The organism is Phycisphaeraceae bacterium, assembly GCA_020639155.1.
In the GTDB taxonomy this organism is placed as follows: Bacteria; Planctomycetota; Phycisphaerae; order Phycisphaerales; family UBA1924; genus JACKHF01.
In genome coordinates this window covers 397,836-420,157 of record JACKHF010000002.1, presented here as the reverse complement: position 1 = coordinate 420,157, position 22,322 = coordinate 397,836, and the positions used below count along the sequence as shown (strand labels likewise).

At 55.0% G+C, this 22,322-nt stretch carries 18 protein-coding genes; 7 read left to right on the top strand and 11 right to left on the bottom strand.

Annotated elements, in window-relative coordinates:
• Positions 1 to 51 precede the first annotated feature (51 nt).
• The 4 genes from H6815_12325 to rnhA form a co-directional block, all read right to left on the bottom strand.
• Positions 52 to 774 (bottom strand): prepilin-type N-terminal cleavage/methylation domain-containing protein, encoded by a 723-nt coding sequence (locus H6815_12325; protein ID MCB9861226.1) that lies wholly within the window; start codon positions 772 to 774, stop codon positions 52 to 54.
• A 62-nt stretch (positions 775 to 836) separates the two neighbouring features.
• On the bottom strand, positions 837 to 2,066 hold the full coding sequence (locus H6815_12320; protein ID MCB9861225.1) for a type II secretion system F family protein: 1,230 nt from the start codon (positions 2,064 to 2,066) through the stop codon (positions 837 to 839).
• A gap of 58 nt (positions 2,067 to 2,124) precedes the next feature.
• Positions 2,125 to 3,180: a type IV pilus twitching motility protein PilT gene (locus H6815_12315; protein MCB9861224.1), complete on the bottom strand. Its 1,056-nt coding sequence runs from the start codon at positions 3,178 to 3,180 to the stop codon at positions 2,125 to 2,127.
• A 207-nt stretch (positions 3,181 to 3,387) separates the two neighbouring features.
• Positions 3,388 to 3,900, bottom strand: a complete 513-nt coding sequence (rnhA, locus tag H6815_12310) for a ribonuclease HI (GenBank protein MCB9861223.1) — start codon at positions 3,898 to 3,900, stop codon at positions 3,388 to 3,390.
• A 144-nt stretch (positions 3,901 to 4,044) separates the two neighbouring features.
• Between rnhA and H6815_12305 the strand changes: the two genes are divergently transcribed.
• Both H6815_12305 and H6815_12300 read left to right on the top strand, forming a co-directional pair.
• Entirely contained in the window at positions 4,045 to 5,568 is a 1,524-nt protein-coding gene (locus H6815_12305; protein ID MCB9861222.1) for a DUF1800 domain-containing protein, read from the top strand.
• 43 nt (positions 5,569 to 5,611) lie between these two features.
• A complete protein-coding gene (locus H6815_12300; protein MCB9861221.1) occupies positions 5,612 to 6,934 on the top strand; it encodes a DUF1501 domain-containing protein in 1,323 nt (440 codons plus the stop codon).
• A gap of 10 nt (positions 6,935 to 6,944) precedes the next feature.
• Here the strand turns inward: H6815_12300 and H6815_12295 are convergent, their stop codons facing one another.
• The 3 genes from H6815_12295 to nuoH all read right to left on the bottom strand — a co-directional run bounded on the left by H6815_12295 (position 6,945) and on the right by nuoH (position 9,607).
• Positions 6,945 to 7,430, bottom strand: coding sequence for a thioredoxin family protein (locus tag H6815_12295; protein ID MCB9861220.1), 486 nt, complete (start codon positions 7,428 to 7,430; stop codon positions 6,945 to 6,947).
• An 80-nt stretch (positions 7,431 to 7,510) separates the two neighbouring features.
• A complete protein-coding gene (locus H6815_12290) occupies positions 7,511 to 8,308 on the bottom strand; it encodes an NAD-dependent deacylase (GenBank protein ID MCB9861219.1) in 798 nt (265 codons plus the stop codon).
• Between the two features lie 3 nt (positions 8,309 to 8,311).
• Positions 8,312 to 9,607 (bottom strand): NADH-quinone oxidoreductase subunit NuoH, encoded by a 1,296-nt coding sequence (gene nuoH, locus H6815_12285; protein MCB9861218.1) that lies wholly within the window; start codon positions 9,605 to 9,607, stop codon positions 8,312 to 8,314.
• A gap of 198 nt (positions 9,608 to 9,805) precedes the next feature.
• Between nuoH and H6815_12280 the strand changes: the two genes are divergently transcribed.
• Complete coding sequence (locus H6815_12280; protein MCB9861217.1) at positions 9,806 to 12,262, top strand: hypothetical protein; 2,457 nt, start codon at positions 9,806 to 9,808, stop codon at positions 12,260 to 12,262.
• Positions 12,263 to 12,457: 195 nt separating this feature from the next.
• Entirely contained in the window at positions 12,458 to 14,212 is a 1,755-nt protein-coding gene (locus tag H6815_12275; protein MCB9861216.1) for a hypothetical protein, read from the top strand.
• An 85-nt stretch (positions 14,213 to 14,297) separates the two neighbouring features.
• Here H6815_12275 and acnA read toward each other — a convergent pair whose 3' ends face one another.
• A complete protein-coding gene (gene acnA / locus H6815_12270) occupies positions 14,298 to 17,066 on the bottom strand; it encodes an aconitate hydratase AcnA (protein MCB9861215.1) in 2,769 nt (922 codons plus the stop codon).
• A 200-nt stretch (positions 17,067 to 17,266) separates the two neighbouring features.
• Between acnA and H6815_12265 the strand changes: the two genes are divergently transcribed.
• The gene (locus H6815_12265) at positions 17,267 to 17,800 is read left to right on the top strand and encodes a methylated-DNA--[protein]-cysteine S-methyltransferase (GenBank protein ID MCB9861214.1); all 534 of its coding nucleotides are present in this window, start codon (positions 17,267 to 17,269) and stop codon (positions 17,798 to 17,800) included.
• On the opposite strand, the gene H6815_12260 is transcribed toward H6815_12265, so the two are convergent.
• Positions 17,801 to 18,517 carry a pirin family protein gene (locus H6815_12260; GenBank protein ID MCB9861213.1) on the bottom strand — a complete coding sequence of 239 codons (717 nt, stop codon included), beginning with the start codon at positions 18,515 to 18,517 and terminating at the stop codon, positions 17,801 to 17,803.
• A 58-nt stretch (positions 18,518 to 18,575) separates the two neighbouring features.
• Complete coding sequence (locus tag H6815_12255) at positions 18,576 to 18,944, bottom strand: cupin domain-containing protein (GenBank protein ID MCB9861212.1); 369 nt, start codon at positions 18,942 to 18,944, stop codon at positions 18,576 to 18,578.
• Positions 18,945 to 18,999: 55 nt separating this feature from the next.
• On the opposite strand from H6815_12255, the gene H6815_12250 reads away from it, so the two are divergent.
• Positions 19,000 to 19,689, top strand: a complete 690-nt coding sequence (locus H6815_12250; protein MCB9861211.1) for an MBL fold metallo-hydrolase — start codon at positions 19,000 to 19,002, stop codon at positions 19,687 to 19,689.
• Position 19,690: 1 nt separating this feature from the next.
• Here the strand turns inward: H6815_12250 and H6815_12245 are convergent, their stop codons facing one another.
• Positions 19,691 to 20,632 carry a CPBP family intramembrane metalloprotease gene (locus H6815_12245; protein MCB9861210.1) on the bottom strand — a complete coding sequence of 314 codons (942 nt, stop codon included), beginning with the start codon at positions 20,630 to 20,632 and terminating at the stop codon, positions 19,691 to 19,693.
• Positions 20,633 to 20,896: 264 nt separating this feature from the next.
• On the opposite strand from H6815_12245, the gene H6815_12240 reads away from it, so the two are divergent.
• Positions 20,897 to 22,264, top strand: a complete 1,368-nt coding sequence (locus H6815_12240; GenBank protein MCB9861209.1) for a redoxin family protein — start codon at positions 20,897 to 20,899, stop codon at positions 22,262 to 22,264.
• The last annotated feature ends 58 nt before the right edge of the window (positions 22,265 to 22,322 follow it).

Genomic DNA, 22,322 nt, shown 5'->3' with positions numbered 1-22,322 from the left:
CAGCTGAACCGTTGCCCCACTCAACTCAACCTGCCAGATCCACAATCATGATTACTCGGGCGATGCACCAGTCGCAGGTATCTCAGAATACCTGCGATCAGCTGGCACTACCCATCGCACCTTTCCTACTTCCATTGGCGTTGTCGATCCCGGTGCCTGATAAAACACCCTGACGGTCACACGCAGTGGGAACCCATCAACGGATGTTCCCGGTGTAGTGCCGACAGCCGGTTCGTAGTATCCATTTGCCAGAACCTCATCAAACCGGAAATGTCGCACTTTCTCAACTGTGACTGACTGTGTCCATCCTTCAATTGGCACAACGGAACCGTTGTTCATGACAACCTGTCCGCCTGCACTGATTTCTGGAATCACATTTCCTGTTGCATCAACCGGCCCCGAGAATGTGCCGGTAGCACCAAACGAAACACCTGAGAAATCATCGATATCGTCAAGATCAGTGACGGATGTTTCATTCGCTTCCCGTCCCCATCCAACGAGCGTGCCGCTATTGATATACAACCCGGTAATCGGATCATGTCGCGGCATATTGATTGTGAGTTGGCGTATCTCGTTTGCAAGCATCGTTGCGGTAGCTGAATGGCTCGACCATTGATTCACCTGAGAAAACGCGACCTGCGCTTCAACAACGGCTACGACACCGACACCAATGATGATCGTTGCAAGCGCCGTCTCTATCAGCGTGAATCCCCGACGCCTCGCGCCGCGACGCGCACGCCGGGAGCACATTGGAAACCGGGATCGACCAAGCATACCTCGTACTCCTTGCTGACAGACGGGATATCGCACCCGCCTGTTTCAGCATTGATTACAAATCAGTGATTGACAATCTGGCTCATCTTGAAGATGGGGAGAATGATGGACATAGCGATAAAACCAACCACCGAGCCCATAATCACAATCATGATGGGCTCGATAAGACTGGTCACAGTCTTGATCTGCTCCTTCAGGGTCTTGATGTAATAGGACGAAACCTCATCAAGTACCTCACCGAGCTTACCGGACTCCTCGCCCGCAGTGATCATCTGCACGACAGATTTGGGCAAATGTTTCGCAGTTGTCAGCGGGACACTGATCTTTCGTCCCTGCTTGACACTGGCATACACGGTGCGCCACATCGCCTTAAACACACGATTACCGGAAATATCACCTGTAATCGCAAGCGTATCGAGCATCGGCACACCCGCGTTAATCAACTGACCCATAATCTGAAGTGATCGGCTGATGTACAGCGCTTTGAACATTCCCTTGAGTACTGGTGCTCTCAGCACAAATCGATCCTTCCATGCACCACCCGGTTCTGATTTGAAGATAAACACAAACCCAATGACAACACCAAGCAAGCCACCAACAACGTAGTACCAGTTGTGGATCATGAAGTCCGATGCTGAAAGCAGAAACTTGGTTGACCAGGGAAGCACATCCTCCTTACCTTCGAACACCGCTTCAAACTTCGGCAGCACGAATGTCAGCAGGAAGATGGTTACACCTACAGCCATGGTTGCAATCACACCGGGGTAGATCGACGCACCGATGACCATTTTCCGGGTTTCCTGCTCCTGAGCAATGTACCCGGCGATACGGTCGAGCATGTCCGCAAATGAACCCGCCATTTCAGACGCTCGCACCATATTGATGTACAATGGACCGAACAGCTTGGGATGACGCTGCAACGCCTCAGAGAATGGCTTACCTGACTCAACATCGTTCTTGAGTCCTATCACAACCTTTCGAAATGCGGGATGCTCGATCTGCTCTGCAATGCCATCGAGTGCCGATCGCAGATTAATACCTGCACGCATCATCACCGCGAGCTGGGTAGTAAAGTCCAACACGTGCTTGGTCTTGGGCTTTCCTGCGTTCACCTCGCGGAACTTCTCAAGAAAACCACCGCCGAGTTCCGCTGAGTTCGCCACGCTGACCTGCAGCACATGCCCACCCTGATTGCGCAGGATCTGTGCGACCGTCGCGGTCGAATCAGCGCTCATCACGCCGGTCTGGATCTGACCGTCAGAACTGCGAACCTGATAGCGATAGTTTGGCATGGCGTTCCGTCTCGATCGTGTGTGAAACTCGGCTCTGTCAACAATGCATCAAATATCTTCACGCTGCAAGCAGGCGTTCCAGCTTATCTGGGTATGCTGCCTGTGCGATCGCATCTTCCTTACTAATCATGCCGTTGAAGTACAACTCGGCGATCGACGCGTCAAGCGACGACATGCCGACGTTGCGGCTGGTCTCGATGATGTTCGGAATTTCAAACGTGCGGGCTTCGCGGATCAGGTTGCGAACAGCGGGTGTACAGAGCAGTGTCTCAACCGCTGGCACCATGCCTGGCTTGTCAACACGTGAGAACAGGGTCTGCGAAACAACCGCCTGAAGTGTGTTTGCCAGCATTGAGCGGATCTGATTCTGCTGGCCTGCAGGATACATATCGATGATACGTTCGACCGTCTGCGATGCGTTCACAGTGTGCAGCGTTGAAAGCACAAGGTGACCTGTTTCCGCTGCTGAGATCGCAAGTGCTGTTGTCTCAAGGTCACGCATTTCGCCCACCAGAATGATGTCGGGGTCCTGACGCAGCGAGTGTTTCAGTCCTGAACTGAATGTTGGCATGTCCTGACCAAGCTCGCGCTGCTCGATCACACACTTTGCGCTCTGGAACACGTATTCAACGGGATCTTCCAGAGTGATGATGTGCTTGCGATAACGCTGGTTCATCGCTTCAATCATCGCTGCAAGTGTCGTTGACTTGCCCGAACCTGTATCACCCGTCACGAGCACAAGTCCACGTGGCAGATATGTCAGACGTGCAATAACCTCGGGCAGTGAGAGCTTTGCCAACGGAGGCACTTTGGTTTTGATCATTCGCATGGCCATCGCACACACACCACGCTGCAAGTGGCAGTTCACACGATAGCGGGCAAGTTCTGAAACCTGGTACGAAAAATCGGCATCCTTCATCCGCTCGAACGTATCGATCGCTTCACGAGGAGCCATCTGCTCGAAAAATGCGCGCGCCTGCTCCGGTGAAATCACCGGATAGTCGAGTGGTTTCATGATCTGATGCACACGCATCATCGGCTGTGAGCCGGCGATAAGATGGATGTCAGATGCGTCGGCTTCGTATGCGGCCTTGAGGATTTCATGCAGGTCCACGTTGCATCTCCGGGTCCGGTGTGAGGCAGCATGTGATGATCGCTCCGTTGCGACTACCACACATCTGCGCGCTCAATATCGGTATCGACCCCAAGGACGGGAGGGTTAAGCCGGGTTTGCCGTTGAATACTGCAATAACACGACCTGTGCGCATCTGAAGCCCCGAGAACATACACACAGGATGTTCTGGGCCGAGAACAAGGAACGTTAGAGGTTGTGTTCTTCGACGAGGCGTTCTCGGGCCTGCACTGCCATTGCGTCACACCGTTCGTTTTCAGGATGCTCGTTGTGGCCCTTGATCCAATGGAATCGAATGAGATGCGTCGACTTGAGTGTGTCGAGTCGCTCCCACAAATCCTTGTTCTTGACAGGTTGCTTTGAAGAAGTCCGCCAGCCGCGTTTCTTCCAGTTCGCCATCCACTCCTCAAGACCCTTGAGCACATATTGAGAGTCCGAATACAGATCAACCTCTGACGGAATCTTCAGTTGCTGCAACCCCTCAATCACAGCCTGCAACTCCATGCGGTTGTTTGTCGTTTCAAGTTCTGCTCCAGCACCCTCGATCTCTTTGCCGGATGCCGGGTGCTGAAGCACAAACGCCCATCCCCCTGGACCAGGATTCCCAGAGCACGCCCCATCCGTGTAGAGCAGCACGTGTGGCAACGCCAGTGATCGGGTGTTTGTATCGTGTTCGCTGGGTGATGTTTCATCAGAAGCCATGAGGCCGATACTAGATCGGGGAGTTCGATCCGGCATGCAATACCGTGCGGATATGCAACAGACACCGCACGAATCGCAATAATCATTCCGGTACATCGTTGGATCCTGAAATGCGCCGCTGATCACCGAAACGACGAGGCAGCAATGGCAAAACCACCACAGGACGACACCTTCTTTGGGTCGATGAAGACGATCTCAAAGGAAGACTTTGGCTACATGCAGGCCCGTCATCTGCTGAACCGCGCAGGATTCGGCGGCTCACCACGCCAGATCAGCATGCTCGCCGCCATGGGTCCTGAAGCAGCAGTCGATACTCTCATTAACTTTGAAAAGACATCTGTCGAACCCATTGAGGAAGATCTGTTCGACAAAGACATCATGCGTCCGCCGAATCCTGAGGAGCAGGAGATCGTCACTCGGGCACGTCGGGCTGGTGACGAAACAACACTCGCTCGGATTCGAGCTGAGCAGCAATCACGCCAGCGACGGGATCGAGCGCAGATCCGCGCGATCCAGACGTGGTGGTTAACGCGCATGATTGAATCGCCACGACCACTCGAAGAGAAAATGACACTCTTCTGGCACGGGCACTTCGCGACAAGCTATCGCACGATCGAGAACTCCTATCACATGTTCCTGCAGAACCAGACGTTCCGATCGCATGCACTGGGAAACTTCGGCGATCTGCTCTTCGCTGTCATCCGAGATCCTGCAATGATCGCGTATCTCGATAACAACGACTCGCGTAAGGGCAGGCCAAACGAGAACCTCGCACGAGAGCTGATGGAACTGTTCAGTCTCGGCGTTGGTAACTACAACGAAAATGACATCAAGGAAGGTGCTCGCGCACTCACAGGATACACGTTTGAGGACGACAAGTTTGTCTTTCGACGTGAGAATCATGATGACGGTTCAAAGACCATCCTTGGAAAGAGAGGCACACTTGATGGTGACGATTTCGTCATTGCAATTCTGCAGAAGCGTGCCTGCGCAGACTTCATGACACGAAAACTCTACCGCTACTTTGTTGCCGACCTGCCTGAGGATGCCTCAGAAATACCCGCAAAGGGAAAGACCTATTTGAATCGGATCAGCAGTTCCATGCTCTCGGGCAAGTACGAGATCAAGGCAGTGCTTCAGCGGTTATTCCTCAGCGAGCATTTCTACAGCTCAGCTGTGATGAATGAGCAGATCAAGTCACCGGTGCAACTCATCGTTGGATCTGTTCGCTCCATGAATACACCAACCCGTGATCTTTCCATCCTCCTCGACGCGCTCGATCTCATGGGCCAGCACATCATGTATCCGCCAAGCGTCGCAGGTTGGGACGGCGGAAGATCGTGGATCAACACGTCCACCATGTTCGTGCGCCAGAACATTCTCAGCTTCCTGCTGACAGGTAGAACGACGCGCGGATACGACCCAACCGCACGCACAGAAAAGTTTGACCCGATGCCGCTGCTGGAAGAACTCGCAAGCGCCGGCGGCGACAAGGATGTCTCCCGTGTCATCGAGTATCTGCTGCGATTCACTATCGGCTCGGCACCATTACACGCGCAGGACGCGCTGCAATCCCTCGCAAAGCAATCTGGTGGAACTGTGACACCCGATATCGTCACAGCCCTTCTGCTGCTGATCAGTGCGATGCCGGAGTACCAGTTGTGTTAATCAAGTACAGTGTCTCGCGCCCGTGTGCTGTATGGAGCAAACCATGGAACTGAACGAACGACCGCAATTTACCCGCCGTCAGATGCTTGGGCAGAGTCTGACACTCGCATCTGCGTCACTCTTTGTGCCACAGTTCATTCAGGCTGCTGCTGCACGCATCCCGCAGACGTCGCTTGCGCTCAGTTCGCTGGCTGGAGTTGATCAGGATCACGTGTTAGTTGTGCTGCAACTCTCAGGCGGTAATGATGGTCTGAACACCGTGGTGCCGTTTGCAATGGACGATTATTACAAGGCTCGACCTGGTATCGGTATCTCGCGCGATGCAGCACTGAGGCTGGCAAAGAACGATGACCTTGGCCTGCACCCAGCAATGACCGGCATCAAGTCCCTCTACGACGAAGGACTCTGCTCCATCGTGCAGGGTGTTGGGTATCCAAACCCCAATCGGTCACACTTCAAATCGATGGACATTTGGCACACCGCGGACACATCGGGTACTGGAACAGGCTGGCTGGGCAGGTATTTCGATTCCGAATGTGTCGGCTCAGGCGCTGGCGAATCGGGTACCGCAGAATCACCCCACACAGCGCAGGGACAACCCGGCATCGCAATCGGTCGCGACGCCCCACTTGCCATGCAGGGGCGCAAGCTCAAACCCATTGCATTCGAATCTCCCGATCTGTTCCGCTGGACCGGCAAGGATGTGCATGAATCGCTCGAAATGCCATATGAAGCGCTCAACGCTGGGCACGGCACGCAAGATGTGGAGGACCACTCGAATGCTGCGTTCCTGATGCGTACCGCGGTCGATGCACAGATATCAAGCGACCTTATTCGTAAAGCAGTCGCGCGCCAGCCGGAAACACAATATCCTCGCACAGACATCGGGCGACAGCTTGCAATGGTCAGTTCCATGATCCGTGCAGGACTCCCGACGCGCGTGTACTACGTGACACACGGCGGGTTTGACACCCATGCAGGCCAAGGCGGAGCAAACGGGAACCATGCGAACCTGCTCAGGCAGTTCTCTGACGCTGTGAGCACGTTCTATGCCGACCTGATCAAGTCCGGGCTCTCGGAACGTGTGCTCACCATGTGCTTCAGTGAGTTCGGCAGACGTGTACGCCAGAATGCGTCCGGTGGCACCGATCACGGCACGGCTGCTCCGATGTTCATGTTCGGACCAATGGTCAAACCCGGCGCATACGGAACACATCCATCGCTCGTTGATCTTGACCAGGGCGATCTCAAGTTCCACACCGACTTCCGCAGCGTGTACGCAGACGTGCTCGAACACTGGCTCAGTGCAGATTCGAATGTGGTGCTCGAGGGCAGATTCAGATCAACAACGATCGTGAAGGGGTGATTGCACAACATCAATAACTGTTCAGCCAGTCGATCAGGTGCCGCGCGTCCATGCCACCCTCAATGCGCTTAACCTCATACCCACCGTTGAGTAGCACAAACGTCGGCATTGCGCGGATGCCCCACTCGCGGGCTTCGTCCGCCTGCTGATCAACATCGACATACAGCGCGTCACCAGTGGTCTCGAGCCAGTCCTGCACTTCCTGCGATCGAAGCGGGCCCGCTTTCATGCGCTTGCAAGGCGGACACCAGCTTGCTGAGAACATCACGAGCAGCGGCTCACCGCGCTCCATCGATTCCATCGCCGCATCTCGCACTGTCATGTTGTGCGCAAACCCAGGCGGAATCCCGTGCGCATTCTCGTTGTTCTCGAAGACACCAGAACGAAACAGGAGGACACCGATAAACACCGCAACGACGAGCAATGGAAACCACATGCCCGAATACCGATGCAGTTTCACCTGATCGTTCGCAAAGTCAGGGGAAGCGTTGGTCATTACTCTACAAACAGCATTTTTTGCACAGATATTTCGTAAAACCAATGAATCAAGCATCGTGCAGGATCAGACTGTATCGATTATGTGGTTTTCATGTACCGGCAAACCTGCTCGGCAATGATCGGAAGCGCCTGACCGGACTTTGCGCGAACCGTGATGTCAACTTCGCGGCTGATTGGCGTTTCATCAAGATTAATTTCAAACACCTTTGCACCGTTCATTCTCGCAACAGACGCAAGCCCTGCTGCAGGATACACCGTTGCACTTGTCCCGATCGATATGAACACATCGCATGTTGCGGAAGCATCGTCAGCACGTGATATTGCATCCTCCGGCAACTGCTCACCAAACCACACAATGCTGGGACGGTACAACCCGCCTGCAGGTGATCGAATCGGCTTTTCTGAAAAATCCAGACTTGTCAGCGGCACCGCATGCCCCGTCTTTGTGCAGTGCCACGTGTGGATTGTGCCGTGCAGTTCGACAACATCTGTACTCCCAGCACGCTGGTGCAATCCGTCGACATTCTGCGTCAGAAGCGTAAACCTCCGACCGTTGCTCTGAAGTTGCTGCTGCAGTTCCGCAAGTGCACCATGTCCGGCATTTGGCTGCGCATCACGAGCACGGCAGAATCGCCACTCATACCAGCTTGTCACGGTTTTCGGATCACGCTCAAACGCGCGCACCGTTGCAAGATCCATCGGCGAGAACCGGCTCCATAACGCCGCTTGTGGATCATCCGCATCTGTTGTATCATCGGAACGGAATGTTGCGAGCCCGCTTTCCGCGCTGATGCCGGCACCGGTCAGCACACAGACACATCGTGCATCTGCAACAGCCCTTGCAATGGTTTCAATAGATCGTTGAAAAGAATCCACGACTCATGCACTCGGTGCAAGACCGCGGACCGGATGATCCTCAATAGCTGTTGGATCCGTCGGTGCTGTCACGACCACTGTGCCCGGCACAGAGCTGTAACGCGAGCCATACAACTGCACCTTTCGGTTCGTTGTCTGCTTGGGCAGCCAGCCCTGCACAAATACAACGAGCGCCATCATGCCCACATTGAGCAGCAGCAACGGCAGCATAGATGTCATATTCAGGTACGCGAAAACGAATGTGAGCACAAAGTGCACCATCGCGATCGGAATCAGCCCCTGCCAGCCGAGCACCATCACCTGGTCATACCGGAAACGCGGGATCGTCCAGCGGATCACCATGACAAAGCAGATGAGCAGCAGCACCTTCGTGAAGTACACACCAAACTTCATCAGGACCGCCAGAAGACCTGTTGATGCTGGATCCAGTTGCGGAATAAACGGCAGGTGGTACCCGCCAAGGAACAATAGCGTAAAGAACGCGCACGACGTAACAATGTGCGAATACTCCGCAAGGAAGAACATCGCAAAGCGCATTGCGGAATACTCGGTATGGTATCCACCGACGAGTTCCTGCTCGGCTTCGGCGTTATCAAACGGTGCGCGATTCGCTTCGGCGAGGATCGCGATAAAGAACAAGATCGCTGTCAGGGGCTGCGCAATCACAAACCAACCCCCATCAACCTGCTGGCGGATGATCTCATTTGGCATGACACTACCAACAACCAGCACAACGCACAGCACACTCAGGCCAAGCGGAATCTCGTATGCAAGCATCTGCGCGGTTGCGCGCAATCCTCCGAGAAACGAGTACTTGTTGTTGCTCGCCCAACCACCAAGCGTAATCCCATACACGCCAAGTGAGGCGACCGAGAGCAGGTACACGATACCAACACCAACCGTCGCGCCAGTGACCTGGACCAGCCCGCCCTCAATGTGCCACTTCAGAATCGGCAGTGTGATGTCCGGCATCAGAAACGTGCCGCCCCAGGGAATCACAATAAACCCAATCATCGCAGGGATGATCGAGAGCATCGGAGCGAGCGTGAACATCACTTTGTCCACGTTTGTTGGTGCGTAGTCCTCCTTGAGGATGAACTTCAACCCGTCGGCAATCGGTTGGAGCAATCCCAGCGGCCCCACGCGGTTCGGCCCAATGCGATCCTGGATGTACGCAGAGATCTTCCGTTCGAGGTAAATCAGGTAGGCAACCGTCCCCAGAATGACATGGATCACCACGGCAATGGTGACGACATTCACGAGCAGTTGTGCGGTGACAAACTCGGGCTGTGGGAGCATGGCCCAGTGTAGGAGCCTGCAAGACGGTCCTGCAAGCGACTGACAGCCCTCAAAGTGCCCTACTGGCGGAAGTTTACCCCCACCTGCCGATATGGTGTTGACAGTCCACGGGTTGTTTGCGCAGGAGGTGCGCAAACTGAAAACTGATGTACCGCACCCACCATAGAGAGAGTAATCCAAACCATGAGGAACAGCACAATGCGATTGACAGCAGCCACGACGTTTGGTGTGTTGGCTCTCAGCGTGTTCAATGCCACCACGCTCTATGCCCAGACACAGAGTGAGGCTGTACCACAGTCACCATCAACTGTGCTCCTCTCGTATGACGGCGAGTTGATGTTCGAGGGAAAACCTCTGACAGGGACTGTGGATCTGCAGTTCGCACTGTTTGATGCTCCAACTGCTGGACAACGGCTTGGCGATGTGCTGCATGTCAACGCTGCATCAATCGTCAGCGGTCGAGTTGCTGTCGATCTGCCGATCGCAACCGAGCATCTTGCAGGTGGTGTGCGGTTCCTGCAGGTCAGCGTTCGCGAAACAGCAACAAGCGGTACTGCTCCAACCTCGTATACCGCGCTCCAGCCTCGCAAGCCGGTGCTCCTCTCACCAATTGGTCTTGTTGTTCAGCAGGCGAACCAGCAACAACAGGGCGCCGACAGACAGAGTGAGAGCGAAGAGCATGACTCATCTCGCCCCGATTCCTTCTCTGCAGATTCACAGAGCACAGTTTCAAATGCATCAACAAGCCTGCCTGAATCCGGCAGCATATTACTCGAAAACGTGACCGATGCTGGTGATTGGCAGATGAATGGTGACATCATCTACTACAACGATGGCCCGGTGGGAATTGGCTTGAGCAACCCCACTCAGGGAAGATTCCAGGTCGAAGCCCCGATCGGGACGGGTATCAGATCAAATGCCCGCGCCGACAACGGCGTCGCGGTGCTTGGAGCAGCAACAGCATCGACGGGGACCACAACTGGTCTTCTCGGATTTGCAAACAGCCCAACCGGAAGAGGTGTGTTTGGTGACGCACTCTCAACAACTGGCTTGAACTACGGCGTATATGGTCACACTCGGAGCAGCGAAGGTCGTGGTATCTTTGGATTCTCGTCAAGTACAACAGGCTCAGGGGCTGGTGTCTGGGGGACAGCCAAAGGTGATGAAGGTCGAGGAGTTTTCGGTGATGCTCTCAGCCAGACCGGCGAAACCTACGGCGGCCTGTTTGTTTCACGCAGTAACGCAGGGAAAGGTGTGTACGGCGAGACGTCCAGCACGACGGGAGTCACCACAGGTATCTTCGGCATCGCACGAAGCTCTGAAGGACGAGCAATCTTTGGAACTGCTTCTTCGCTCACCGGTGTCACTCGCGGTGTGTACGGGCACAGTGCAAGCGACGAGGGCCAGGGTGTGTTCGGTGATGCGACTTCCAACACAGGACAAACCTACGGCGTATTTGGCCATGCGAAGAGTAACGCTGGACGAGGTGTCTTCGGACGCGCTTCGAGCATGTCCGGCACAACATACGGCGTCCGAGGCGAGGCATTCTCAACAACAGGGACAGGTGTCTTTGGCGAAGTTACCGCCTCATCAGGCCAGAACTTTGGTGTATTTGGCAAGTCAGCAAGCGCGACAGGCTATGGTGTTTACGGCCAATCAACAGCGACATCCGGGCAGGCAGTCGGCGTGCTTGGTACGACACCCAGCGCATCGGGCCTTGGAATCCTTGGGCGCGCAACCAGCCTGAATGGACTGACATCAGGCGTGTATGGTGAAGCCTATTCGAGCACAGGAATCGGTGTGCAGGGGAAGTCAACCTCGACTGATGGAACAACATCAGGCATTCTTGGAACTGCTGACAGCGATCAGGGAGCTGGTGTCAGAGGTGTTGCAAACAACAACGCGGGATCAACGTACGGGGTATATGGACTCGCCTACAGCACAAGCGGCACCGGTTTGTACGGCGAAGCACAGAGTTCAACAGGCGTCACCAACGGGGTGTACGGCACTTCTGCCAGCACATCCGGTCGAGGCGTGGCTGGCATTGCAACAAGCACAACTGGTTTTAACATCGGCGTGTATGGTCGATCGGACAGCGCCAATGGCTTCGCAGGATACTTTGTCGGCAATGCCTATGTGAGCGGCGATCTCGGTGTTGGAGAGAACGCACCATCAGAGAAACTGCACGTTGACGGAAACGTGATCGCTGATTCATACCGCTTTGTCGAGCCACAACTCCGTGTATTGAACATTGGCGAAGGTGCATTTGTCCCAGCAGACAACAACGACAGAGTCATCTACAACAATGGTGCATACGCGGTCCCCGCAACAACAGACCTGTTAGCCAGCGTCCAGCTGCCCGATGGCGCAACAGTCACAGGATTCGTTGCTCGCATAAACGACTCTGGAGTAACAGATAATCTCGACGTCACACTGCGCAGGTTTAATGGATCCTCATATGACACGCTTGCCTCTGTCAGTTCCACAGGTGCAAGCGGTCTTGCAAACTATACAGACCTGACTATCGCAAATGCTCTCGTTGATAACGAAACCTACTCCTACAGCGTCATTGTGTCTCCCAATACCTCGTGGGATACAACCAACCTGAAGGTCATTCACGTTGTTGTTCGCTACACAATCACTGAGGCACAATAGCTTGCTGCAGTCAAAAGAGAAAAATTAACTCTGCGTCAGGCATCCTGAACGTCTGATATTATCAGAATATTTTCCCCTATGCATCCGTCTGGTGGTTCTGCTAGAATATTGGGTAATGGCTCCCTGCCAACTCGTTGAGGGGCGGGCATGGATGAGGCCAATCATCGCACATCATTTCGTTTGAGGGGAACTGCTATGAGTCGATTCGTCACCACAGCCATGACATGCTCGTTGCTTGCCGGAACATGTGCCTCAACTCTGGCCCAATCCCTGCCGCCATCTGTTGGTGCAGATGCAACCCAGGCAGGATCAACAGTCACACTCGCATACGACGGCGAACTCAGACTCCACGGCGAGCGACTCAACGGTGTTGTTGATCTTCAGTTTGCACTCTTTGATGCAGTATCAGGAGGAAACCAACTCGGCACAACACTCGTGGTGAATGAAGCTTCGATTGTTGACGGGCGTATTGCGATTGATCTCCCAATCGCTGCCCAGCACCTGGCAGGAGGTGTGAAATATCTCCAGATCAGTGTGCGGGAATCAAACAGTGATGCTGAGATGACTATTCTCACTCCCCGCAAGCCGGTGCTGGTTGCCCCTGTCTCAATCGCATCGCACGCATCCGCTGACACCGACGCCGCCAATGCCGATGCTGACCCTGCTGAATCAAACCATACGACCACATTTCAGTCTGGTACAGATTCTCAAGGCACCAACCACCTCTCCTCGCACACTATGACATCCCAGTCTGGTGGTTTTATTGATGGTGGTGTTGGATGGCAGGCCAATGGTGATGTGCTGTTCTACAACAACGGACCAGTTGGCATTGGCACAAATAATCCCACAAATGGACGCTTCGAAGTTATCTACTCCAGTGGATCAAGTATTCGAGGAACTTCCACTGCCGGCAACGGTGTCGGTGTGTTCGGTGCCGCGAACGCCGGTTCAGGGTTTGCTGTCGGCACATACGGCTGGAGTGCGAGCAACGGCGGTCGAGGTGTGTTCGGCGACACAACAGCTGGCACCGGAGCAACTGTTGGTGTCTATGGAAACTCGCGAAGCAATGCAGGCACTGGTGTCTACGGAAACGCGACTAGCGGCACTGGGGTGACATATGGCGGGCAGTTCAGAACCGCAAGCAATGCTGGTCGAGGCGTCTTCGGTGCTGCAACATCAGGCACCGGTGTGACCTACGGCGTGTACGGCTGGACACCAAGCAATGCGGGGCGCGGTGTCTTTGGTGATTCCACAGCAGGCGGGGGTGTGACTTATGGCGTGTTCGGGCACGCGAACAGCACCAGCGGACATGGTGTGTACGGATATGCCGACGGCGATACCGGGACAAACTATGGTGTCAGAGGAAAGACCGACAGCGCAAACGGGTACGGCGGGTACTTTGAGGGCCGTGGTTACTTCAGCGGCAATGTGGGCATCGGTGTTGCAGACCCGCAGGCAGAGCTCCATGTCGCAGGCACAGTCCGTGCAGGCATCTTCGACTTTGTCGAGCCAAAGCTCCAGGTGATCAGCATTGGTTCAAGCGCTTTCATCGGATCTGACTCATCTGCTACTGTTATCCATGACGGCTGGTCGGCATATGTCACAAGTGGAACAGCAACACTTGGCGCACCAGTCGTTCTGCCCGATGGTGCAACAGTCGTTGCCATCGTCGCAGTAATCGAGGATTCATCATCGGTTGCAGATGTTCGAGTCTCCCTTGTCCAGCATGAGGACAACGGCCAAAGCAATGTGATTGCAACGGTTGACTCGACCGGCAGTTCCGGCACAGTCGCATATCAGGACCTCAGCCCAAATACAAACTACAACCTGATTGATAACGAATCCTATCAGTATCAGTTGCATGTGACAGATACGTCAAACTCCAGCATCATCGGGACCAGCAGGCGCATTATTCGCGTGGTTGTGCGATACACAATCAATGAGCTCTGAGCACGGATACTTTAATCGTCGATTGAAGAAAACCCCAATCAAATGACCGGGGTTTTCTCTTTGTTACGTATGTTTGCCCTATTGATTACGCGTGCTGCACGCTTGAGTTCAGCTTCTTGCGGATCACGGTCTGCAGAATGCCGCCGTTGGATGCGTAATCGATCTCAATCGGCGTGTCGATGCGACATAAGCAGGTAAACTCGACCTTCGATCCATCCTCGAGTGTCGCGGTAACATGCACATCGCAGCGCGGTTCAACGGGGTTCGGCAGCGTGATATCGAAAGTCTCATACCCCGTCAGCCCAAGTGTTTCAGCGGTCTGCCCGTCCTTGAACTGCATCGGGAGCACACCCATGAACACGAGGTTGCTTCTGTGGATACGTTCGAAGCTCTCCGCGATCACTGCCTTTACACCGAGCAGCATCGTGCCCTTGGCTGCCCAATCACGACTCGAACCCATGCCGTAGTCCTTGCCAGCAAGCACGATGAGCGGTGTCCCCTCAGCCTTGTAGTTCAGCGACGCGTCATAGATGTACGCAACGCTGCCCTTGCCAACTCTGGTGAAATCACGCGTCCAGCCACCCTCGGGAATCGTGCCGTCTTCGCCGGCCGCAATCCGGTTGCGGATGCGCACGTTCGCGAACGTGCCACGCGTCATCACGCGATCGTTCCCTCGGCGGGAACCGAACGAGTTGAAATCGTGCTTTGGTACACCGTGCTCAATCAGATACTTGCCTGCAGGTGTGACAGGATCGATATTGCCCGCCGGCGAGATGTGGTCCGTCGTCACAGAGTCACCCAAGAGTGCAAGACAGCGCGCACCGCGGATCGGTGTGAGCCCCGGCGCATCAGTCGTCATGCCCGCGAAGAATGGCGGGTTCTGGATGTACGTTGACTTTTCGTCCCATGTATACAGTTCGCTCTTCGACACCGGAACCGCGTTCCACGTATCGTTCTCAGTGAACACACCAGCGTATTTCTCTTCAAACTGCTGGCGAGTCACGCACGAGTCCACAATCGTGCGCACTTCTGCCTGGGTCGGCCAGATGTCCTTCAGATACACATCCTTGCCATCGGGTGTCGTTGCGATCGGATCGTGGATCAGATCGATATCAACCGTACCCGCGATCGAATACGCCACAACCAGCGGCGGCGACGCAAGGAAGTTCGCACGCACCGCGGGATGCACACGGCCCTCGAAGTTGCGATTGCCCGAGAGCACACTCGCAACTGCAAGATCGCCCTCCTTGATTGCCTTCTCGATCTCACCCGGGAGTGGGCCGGAGTTGCCGATGCACGTTGTGCAGCCGTACCCGACCGTGTCGAATCCCATCGCGTCGAGATCCTCGGTCAGATTCGCCTTGTCGTAATACTCCGTCACAACCTTTGAACCGGGCGCAAGACTCGTCTTCACCCATGGCTTGCGCGTGAGTCCGAGCGCACGCGCCTTGCGAGCGACGAGCCCCGCTGCGACCATCACATCCGGGTTCGATGTGTTCGTGCAACTCGTGATCGCAGCGATGACAACCGAGCCGTGCTTCAGTTCCGACGTCAGACCGGGCTGCGCGGGATGGCTCTCCTCGGTATGCACAACCGTTGCGCTTGCGCCAACCTTGGCAGGATCAACACCGAGGCCTTGCGGTCCGACCTTGGCTGTCAATGCACGCTTGAACTCTGTCTGCATATCCGCCAGCAGCACGCGATCCTGCGGACGCTTTGGGCCAGCAAGCGATGGCTGCACCGTCGAAAGATCAAGCTCAAGCACGCTGGCAAACTCGGGCTCCGGCGCGTCAGGTGTCCACCACAAGTGATTCGCACGCGCATACTCCTCGACAAGCTCAACCTGAGCATCGGAGCGGTTCGTCAGCTTCATATAATCGATTGTCACCTTGTCGATCGGGAAGAACCCGATCGTTGCGCCGTACTCCGGTGCCATATTTGCAATGGTCGCACGATCGGGCAACGCAAGGTCAGCCATGCCGGGCCCGAAGAACTCGACAAACTTCTCAACAACACCGTGCTTGCGGAGCATCTGCGTGATGGTCAGCACAAGATCCGTCGCGGTTGTCCCCTCAGGCAGTTTGCCTGTGAGCTTGAACCCGACAACTTCTGGCGTGAGCATGTATACCGGCTGGCCCAGCATGACTGCTTCGGCCTCGATACCGCCCACACCCCAGCCGACAACACCGAGACCGTTGATCATGGTTGTGTGGCTGTCCGTGCCAACAAGCGAATCAGGATACGCAACCGTCTTGCCATCCGCTTCCTTGGTCAGCACACCCTTGGCAAGGTACTCAAGATTCACCTGATGCACGATGCCGGTTGCGGGCGGCACAACCGAGAAGTTACTCAATGACTGCTGTCCCCACTTCAGGAACTCATAGCGTTCGTTGTTGCGCTCGAACTCCTTCTGTGCGTTGATCGTCAGCGCGACGCGCGTCGCAAAGTCGTCCACCTGCACCGAGTGGTCGATCACAAGGTCGCACTGCACATCGGGATTGATCATTGAAGGATCGCCGCCAAGATGTTTCATTGCGTCACGCATCGCAGCAAGATCAACCACGCACGGCACGCCCGTGAAGTCCTGCAGCACGACTCGGCCAGGCATGAATGGGAGTTCCTCAGCCTTCACATTCTTTGGGTCATAGCTGCAGAGCCCGGACACGTCGTCTGATGTGACCGTGTACCCGTCAACATTCCGCAATAGCGATTCGAGCAGTACACGGATCGAATACGGCAGCCGTGCGATCTTCGTCATCCCCTGCTCTTCGAGCGCGCCGAGCCTGAACATGGTGTACTCGCCGTGCTTGGTCTTGAGGGTCGCACGCGAGTTGAACGGGTTTGATGTTGTCATGTCGGGCTCCGGATGCTGAGGCGGGCAGAAAGTGCGTCTGGCAGGTCAATCGACCGAATCCGATCTCACGCTAGACCGCACCCGGGCTGGTGGCAAGAAAACAGGGGTGCCATCCGGGGTTCCACACACGAAAGATACAGAGGACAACCCACAATCTTCATCCGCACAGATTGCGAACATAGACTTGCCCGGAGAATCTCATGCCAGCACCAGCAACAGACACCATCGCATCCGCCCAACTTAATTCACCTTTGGGCATCATCCGAGTCACCGCGCGGACTAACGCCGATGGGACTGCCGGCGTGTCAGAGGTTGCGTTCGACAAGCCCAATGATGATGCACCAGATGGGTCAGATGCTCCAGCACCATTGAAACACATCCTCAATGAAGCGATTGCGCAACTGCATGCATACTTCGCAAGCTCGCGCTCGACGTTTGATCTCCCGCTCGCTGCACACGGCACAGACTTCCAGCACACTGTCTGGCGCGAACTCTGTTCTATCCCTGCAGGCATCACCATCAGTTACGGCGAACTCGCAAAGCGCGTGGGCGGCCCCAACTACTCCCGCGCGGTCGGCGCTGCCAACGGCGCAAATCCGATCGCCATCATTGTGCCCTGCCATCGCGTCATCGACTCGCAGGGCAAGCTCCACGGATACGCGGGCGGACTGGAACGCAAACGATGGCTGATCGATCACGAGCGAGCCATGTGCGGCGCAACACTGTTCGTGTAGTTACGCGATCACAACAAGCGCCGCAGGGAACTCCCACAACACAACATTCGCACGCTCCACACCGGTGATCTCAATCTCCGACTCATCGGTGATCTCCGCGCCATCACCCGGATGGAGTGTCTGGCCGTTCACAGTGACCGAGCCTTCAGCAACATGCAGGTATGCTGCCTTTGCAGTCAGATCATGTGTTACTGTTTCACCGCTGTCGAAGAGCCCCGTGTACATGCGAGCGTCCTGCCCGATCGTGAGAGAATCGCCCTCTCCATCCGGTGAAACACAGAGTTTCAGGGTACTACGACGTTCGCCGTCAGCAAAAGTTCTCTGCTCGTATCGCGGTTCTGTGTTGCGCTGTGCGGGTACAACCCACATCTGCATGAGGCGGAGTTCTTCGTCCTTTAATGCGTTGTACTCGGAGTGCTGCACGCCCGAACCAGCTGACATGAACTGCACATCGCCCGGTTTCATCTGGGATCCGTTGCCCATGGAATCCTTGTGCTCAAGCACGCCGTGGAGCACATACGTGACAATCTCCATGTTGTCGTGCCCGTGACGCGGGAATCCGCGACCTGGCGCAACACGGTCCTGATTCATCACGCGCAACGGCCCGAAGTGGATGTGGTCAGGGTCGTAGTACTCGCCAAACGAGAACGTGTACCGCGCGTCGAGCCACCCGTAGTTTGCCTTGCCTCGCTCGTCCGCTTTTCGTCTCTGGATCATGGTGTCATCCTTTCCTTGTTACTGGTATTTGGATGCACCCTGTTTCGTGATGTGACACTCAACTGCCCGGTGTGTCACCACCGCAGTTGCGCTCAACCGGCACCAGACAGATGAACTCCAATGACGTACCTTGATCCGCACGGAACTGGTGCTCAGAGTCCGCTGGCACATAGAGCACATCACCAGCCTTCAGTGTTCGATCCTCACCGTGGAGCAGCACCGTCCCCGATCCACCAAGGATAATGACCTCGTGCTCGTAATCGTGCTGATGGCGAGGTGTGTTCCCACCCGGCTCAACCTCGAACTTGCGCATCGCAAAGTGTGGTGCGCCATCGTCCCGCCCCACCATGATCGCCATACGAACGCCATTTGCGCCGTCCATCTGGACCGGGTTCATCGTGACCTCGTCAAGATTACGGATATCCATGCTGTGCTCCTTTGCAATGGGACTGTATGTCTCTCGTCATGCCATAGGATTGTCAATGAGCACGCACGAAATCGATCAGGCCGACGTTGTCTTCCACTCAGATCAGGTGACCATCTTTCGGTTTACGCTCGGCCCCTTTGAAACAAACTGTTATGTCGTTGCGCAGAATGCTGGCGATACCCGCCACTGCTCGATCATCGACGCGAGCTTTGAACCCGGCACGATGATCGACTTTGTGAGGTTGCAGGGATTCACGCCGGACGAACTCATCCTGACACACGCGCACATCGACCACATTGCTGGCGTGCGAGACGTTCGTGCTGCATTTGCCAACACCCCGATCCTCATCCACACCGACGAACGGGACTGGCTGACTGATCCACAGTTGAACATGAGCGCAAGCTATGGATTACCCGTCACCACGCCATCGGCAGATCGATTGCTCAACCACAATGACACGCTCGATATCGCTGGCCTGACGTGGGATGTCCGCCATACGCCGGGGCACTCACCCGGAAGTGTCAGCCTGTACAACAAGGACACCGGTGTGTGCATCGCGGGCGATGCGCTCTTTGCAGGATCCATCGGACGCACCGACTTTCCGTCATCAAACCACAACGATCTCATCGACGCGATCACGCGAGAACTCTACACACTCCCGGACGATACGCTTGTGCTACCCGGGCATGGACCAGAAACAACCATCGGCACAGAAAAACACACCAACCCATTCGTCAGAGCATGACTTACCCGGCAGTCGAAGCAGCATCACTCGACATGATCGCAACTGTGATTGCAAGACTCATCACGTTGAACAACATGTGGACAAGTATTGTGTCAAGCACACATCTTCTTCGGGCAAAGGCCAGCCCGCAGGCAACACTCAAAGCAAAGATAGGACCAAGTGCGAAGTACTCTCCGTCAACAACACCAATATGCAGTGAAGTAAAAACAACCGATGTAAACAGGATTGCAAACCAGTTCTGCAACCTTCCGTCGCCGACAACTCTGACTACTCCATCCTGAATACACCCACGGAACAGCAACTCCTCAAAGACAGGAGCACCCAGTCCAGCGCTCACCATGATCAGAAATGAAGTCGCGTTGAGTCCCTCTGAGTTTATCGCACGCAATAACTCGTGCGCCAACTGGCTTGGTTCATGGCCTGTCAACATCTGCCACAATACAGGCAAAATCATCGAAACACCCAGCAGCATGGGAAGGAAAAATACATAGCACAAGACACCCCGGACGACGGACATCCGAAACGACGATCCCCAGAGAACATGCTGCCATGTGTCGTTGCGCGCATACGCGCACACCATGACAAGCCCAACACTCGCACACAGATACGAGCCAATCGATGCAATCTCGCCAGCGCTCTCCTTGCTCTCCATAAAACGCGATGCGACCACGTTGAAGATTGACTGAAGAACAAGAACACAGAAAAACATGGCAAATGCGCCAAACACAAGCACAAACCCCTCCTGCATTCTGAAGGAATCCGGCTTGGTATCAACCTTGTCTGCGTTGTCCCTGGCAAATCGCATCCAATGTTTCGCAACTGCCAGCAACGCAAGCGCAACGAAGACAGCAAGAAAGCACGCCCCCACCCCGAGAGCCTGAGCAACCTCACTCTTGATGCGATCCTCCTGAAGTGCCAGACTTGCGATTTGAATGCAGTTCAATTGAAACTTTCCTTCACCGGCACTGCGGCCCCACAAATCCGGTCCCATAATGTATGAACAAGAATGAGATGGATTTCGTATCGACCCGGACCTTGCTGACTGGTGGATTGCTGTCGGTTCGTCCTATTATCGACAGGGTTCGCATGAGGGCGAAGGAGATTGGGTCCCTGACCCGAAAGAAGATGACGGAATGAGGCAGTGTGCCCATCCTGTCGGTCTGGAGAGAATCGATTTATCCCTGAACTTTTCAACTGGAGTATGAGCATGTCGCTTGCCCGGCACACAGGTGCGCATCACATTTTCTTGACTTCTGTGGCAGCCATTGTCGCAGCCGCTCCCAGCACATCATTCGCTGATCCGGACGCACAAGCTGTCCTGTTGAAGGCTGTCGATGCAATCGGACTGGCACAGTCTCTGCAGTTCACCAGCACGATGGAGAGCGAGATTCCGTTCGGTGGCTCATCCCTGAAACAGTCAGGCAAGAGTGAAATCACCATGAAGCGTGACATCAATGCCGGTCTCCGCTGGCGTGCTCGCCACGAAGGCAGTTCCAAGGCTTCGATGGTTCCTGCGGTCTCCGGTGTGTCTGACGCAACAGTCGAGTTTGAGGTTGTTGATCGCAACGCGTCCGTGCTCTGGATCGATCACGAGCAGAAGAAGGTCATCGAAAAGTTCGCTCGTAGCGCGCGCAGCAGCCAGGTACAGATGGCCAACACCACATGGATGAGCAATCTCAAGCTTGCCGATCCGTTCGAACAGGAACTCGCTGCAACAGATTCGAAAGTCATTGGGCAGGAAACAGTTGGCGGTGTCAAGTGTGATGTTGTCTTTATTGATTATGGGGAGAACAAGGACAAGCGCCGCTGGTACTTTGGCGCCGAGGATCATCTTCCCCGAAAGAAGGAAACTCTCAGCGCCGCCGCAGGCGACGCCAAGGTTGTTGAAACCATCACCATTACAAATCTGAAGCTGAATCCAGAAATCCCCGAAACAGTCTTCAATATCCCCACACCCGAGGGGTACGCGGAAGACATTATCCCGCCGATTGTCGATCGTGCAAGCAACGATCAGAATGTTCTTGGCGGTGCCGGCGATGGCAACGAGCAGGAAGGCCCAGTCCAACCACGCGGTGTGAACACGTTCCCACCACCCGCTTTCGATCTGATGGATCTCAATGGCAAGCAGGTTGCACTTGACCAGATGCAGAACCAGACCATCGTGCTGTACTTCTTCGCATCGTGGAATCCCACTGCGAAGGAAGCAACTGCAGCAGTGCAGGATATTGCAAACAAATACAAGGATCAGCCTGTGAAGGTGATCGGCATGGCTGTGCGAGAGAGGAACGAGGAGAATCTCCGCAAGTTCCTTGCTGCGAACAACATCACATTCCCGGTGGTATATCTCGAAAACGACGGGCTGTTCAAGGCGTATCGCGGCAAGAGCTATCCGCACTTTGCGGTGGTCGGATCGAACAACCAAGTCATCCATACAGCGGAAGGTTTCCGTGCAGACGAGACCATTCCGACCATCCTTGAGAAAGTCGAAATGTCAGTGAAGGGTGAGATTCCCGATGACGTGCAGTTGCCAAGGCCGGCATTGTCGCCTGATGCATTCGATCTTCGTGGTCGCTAAATAAAAACGCGCCAACATGAACAACAAAGAAACAGGGCACGACATCGTGCCCTGTTTC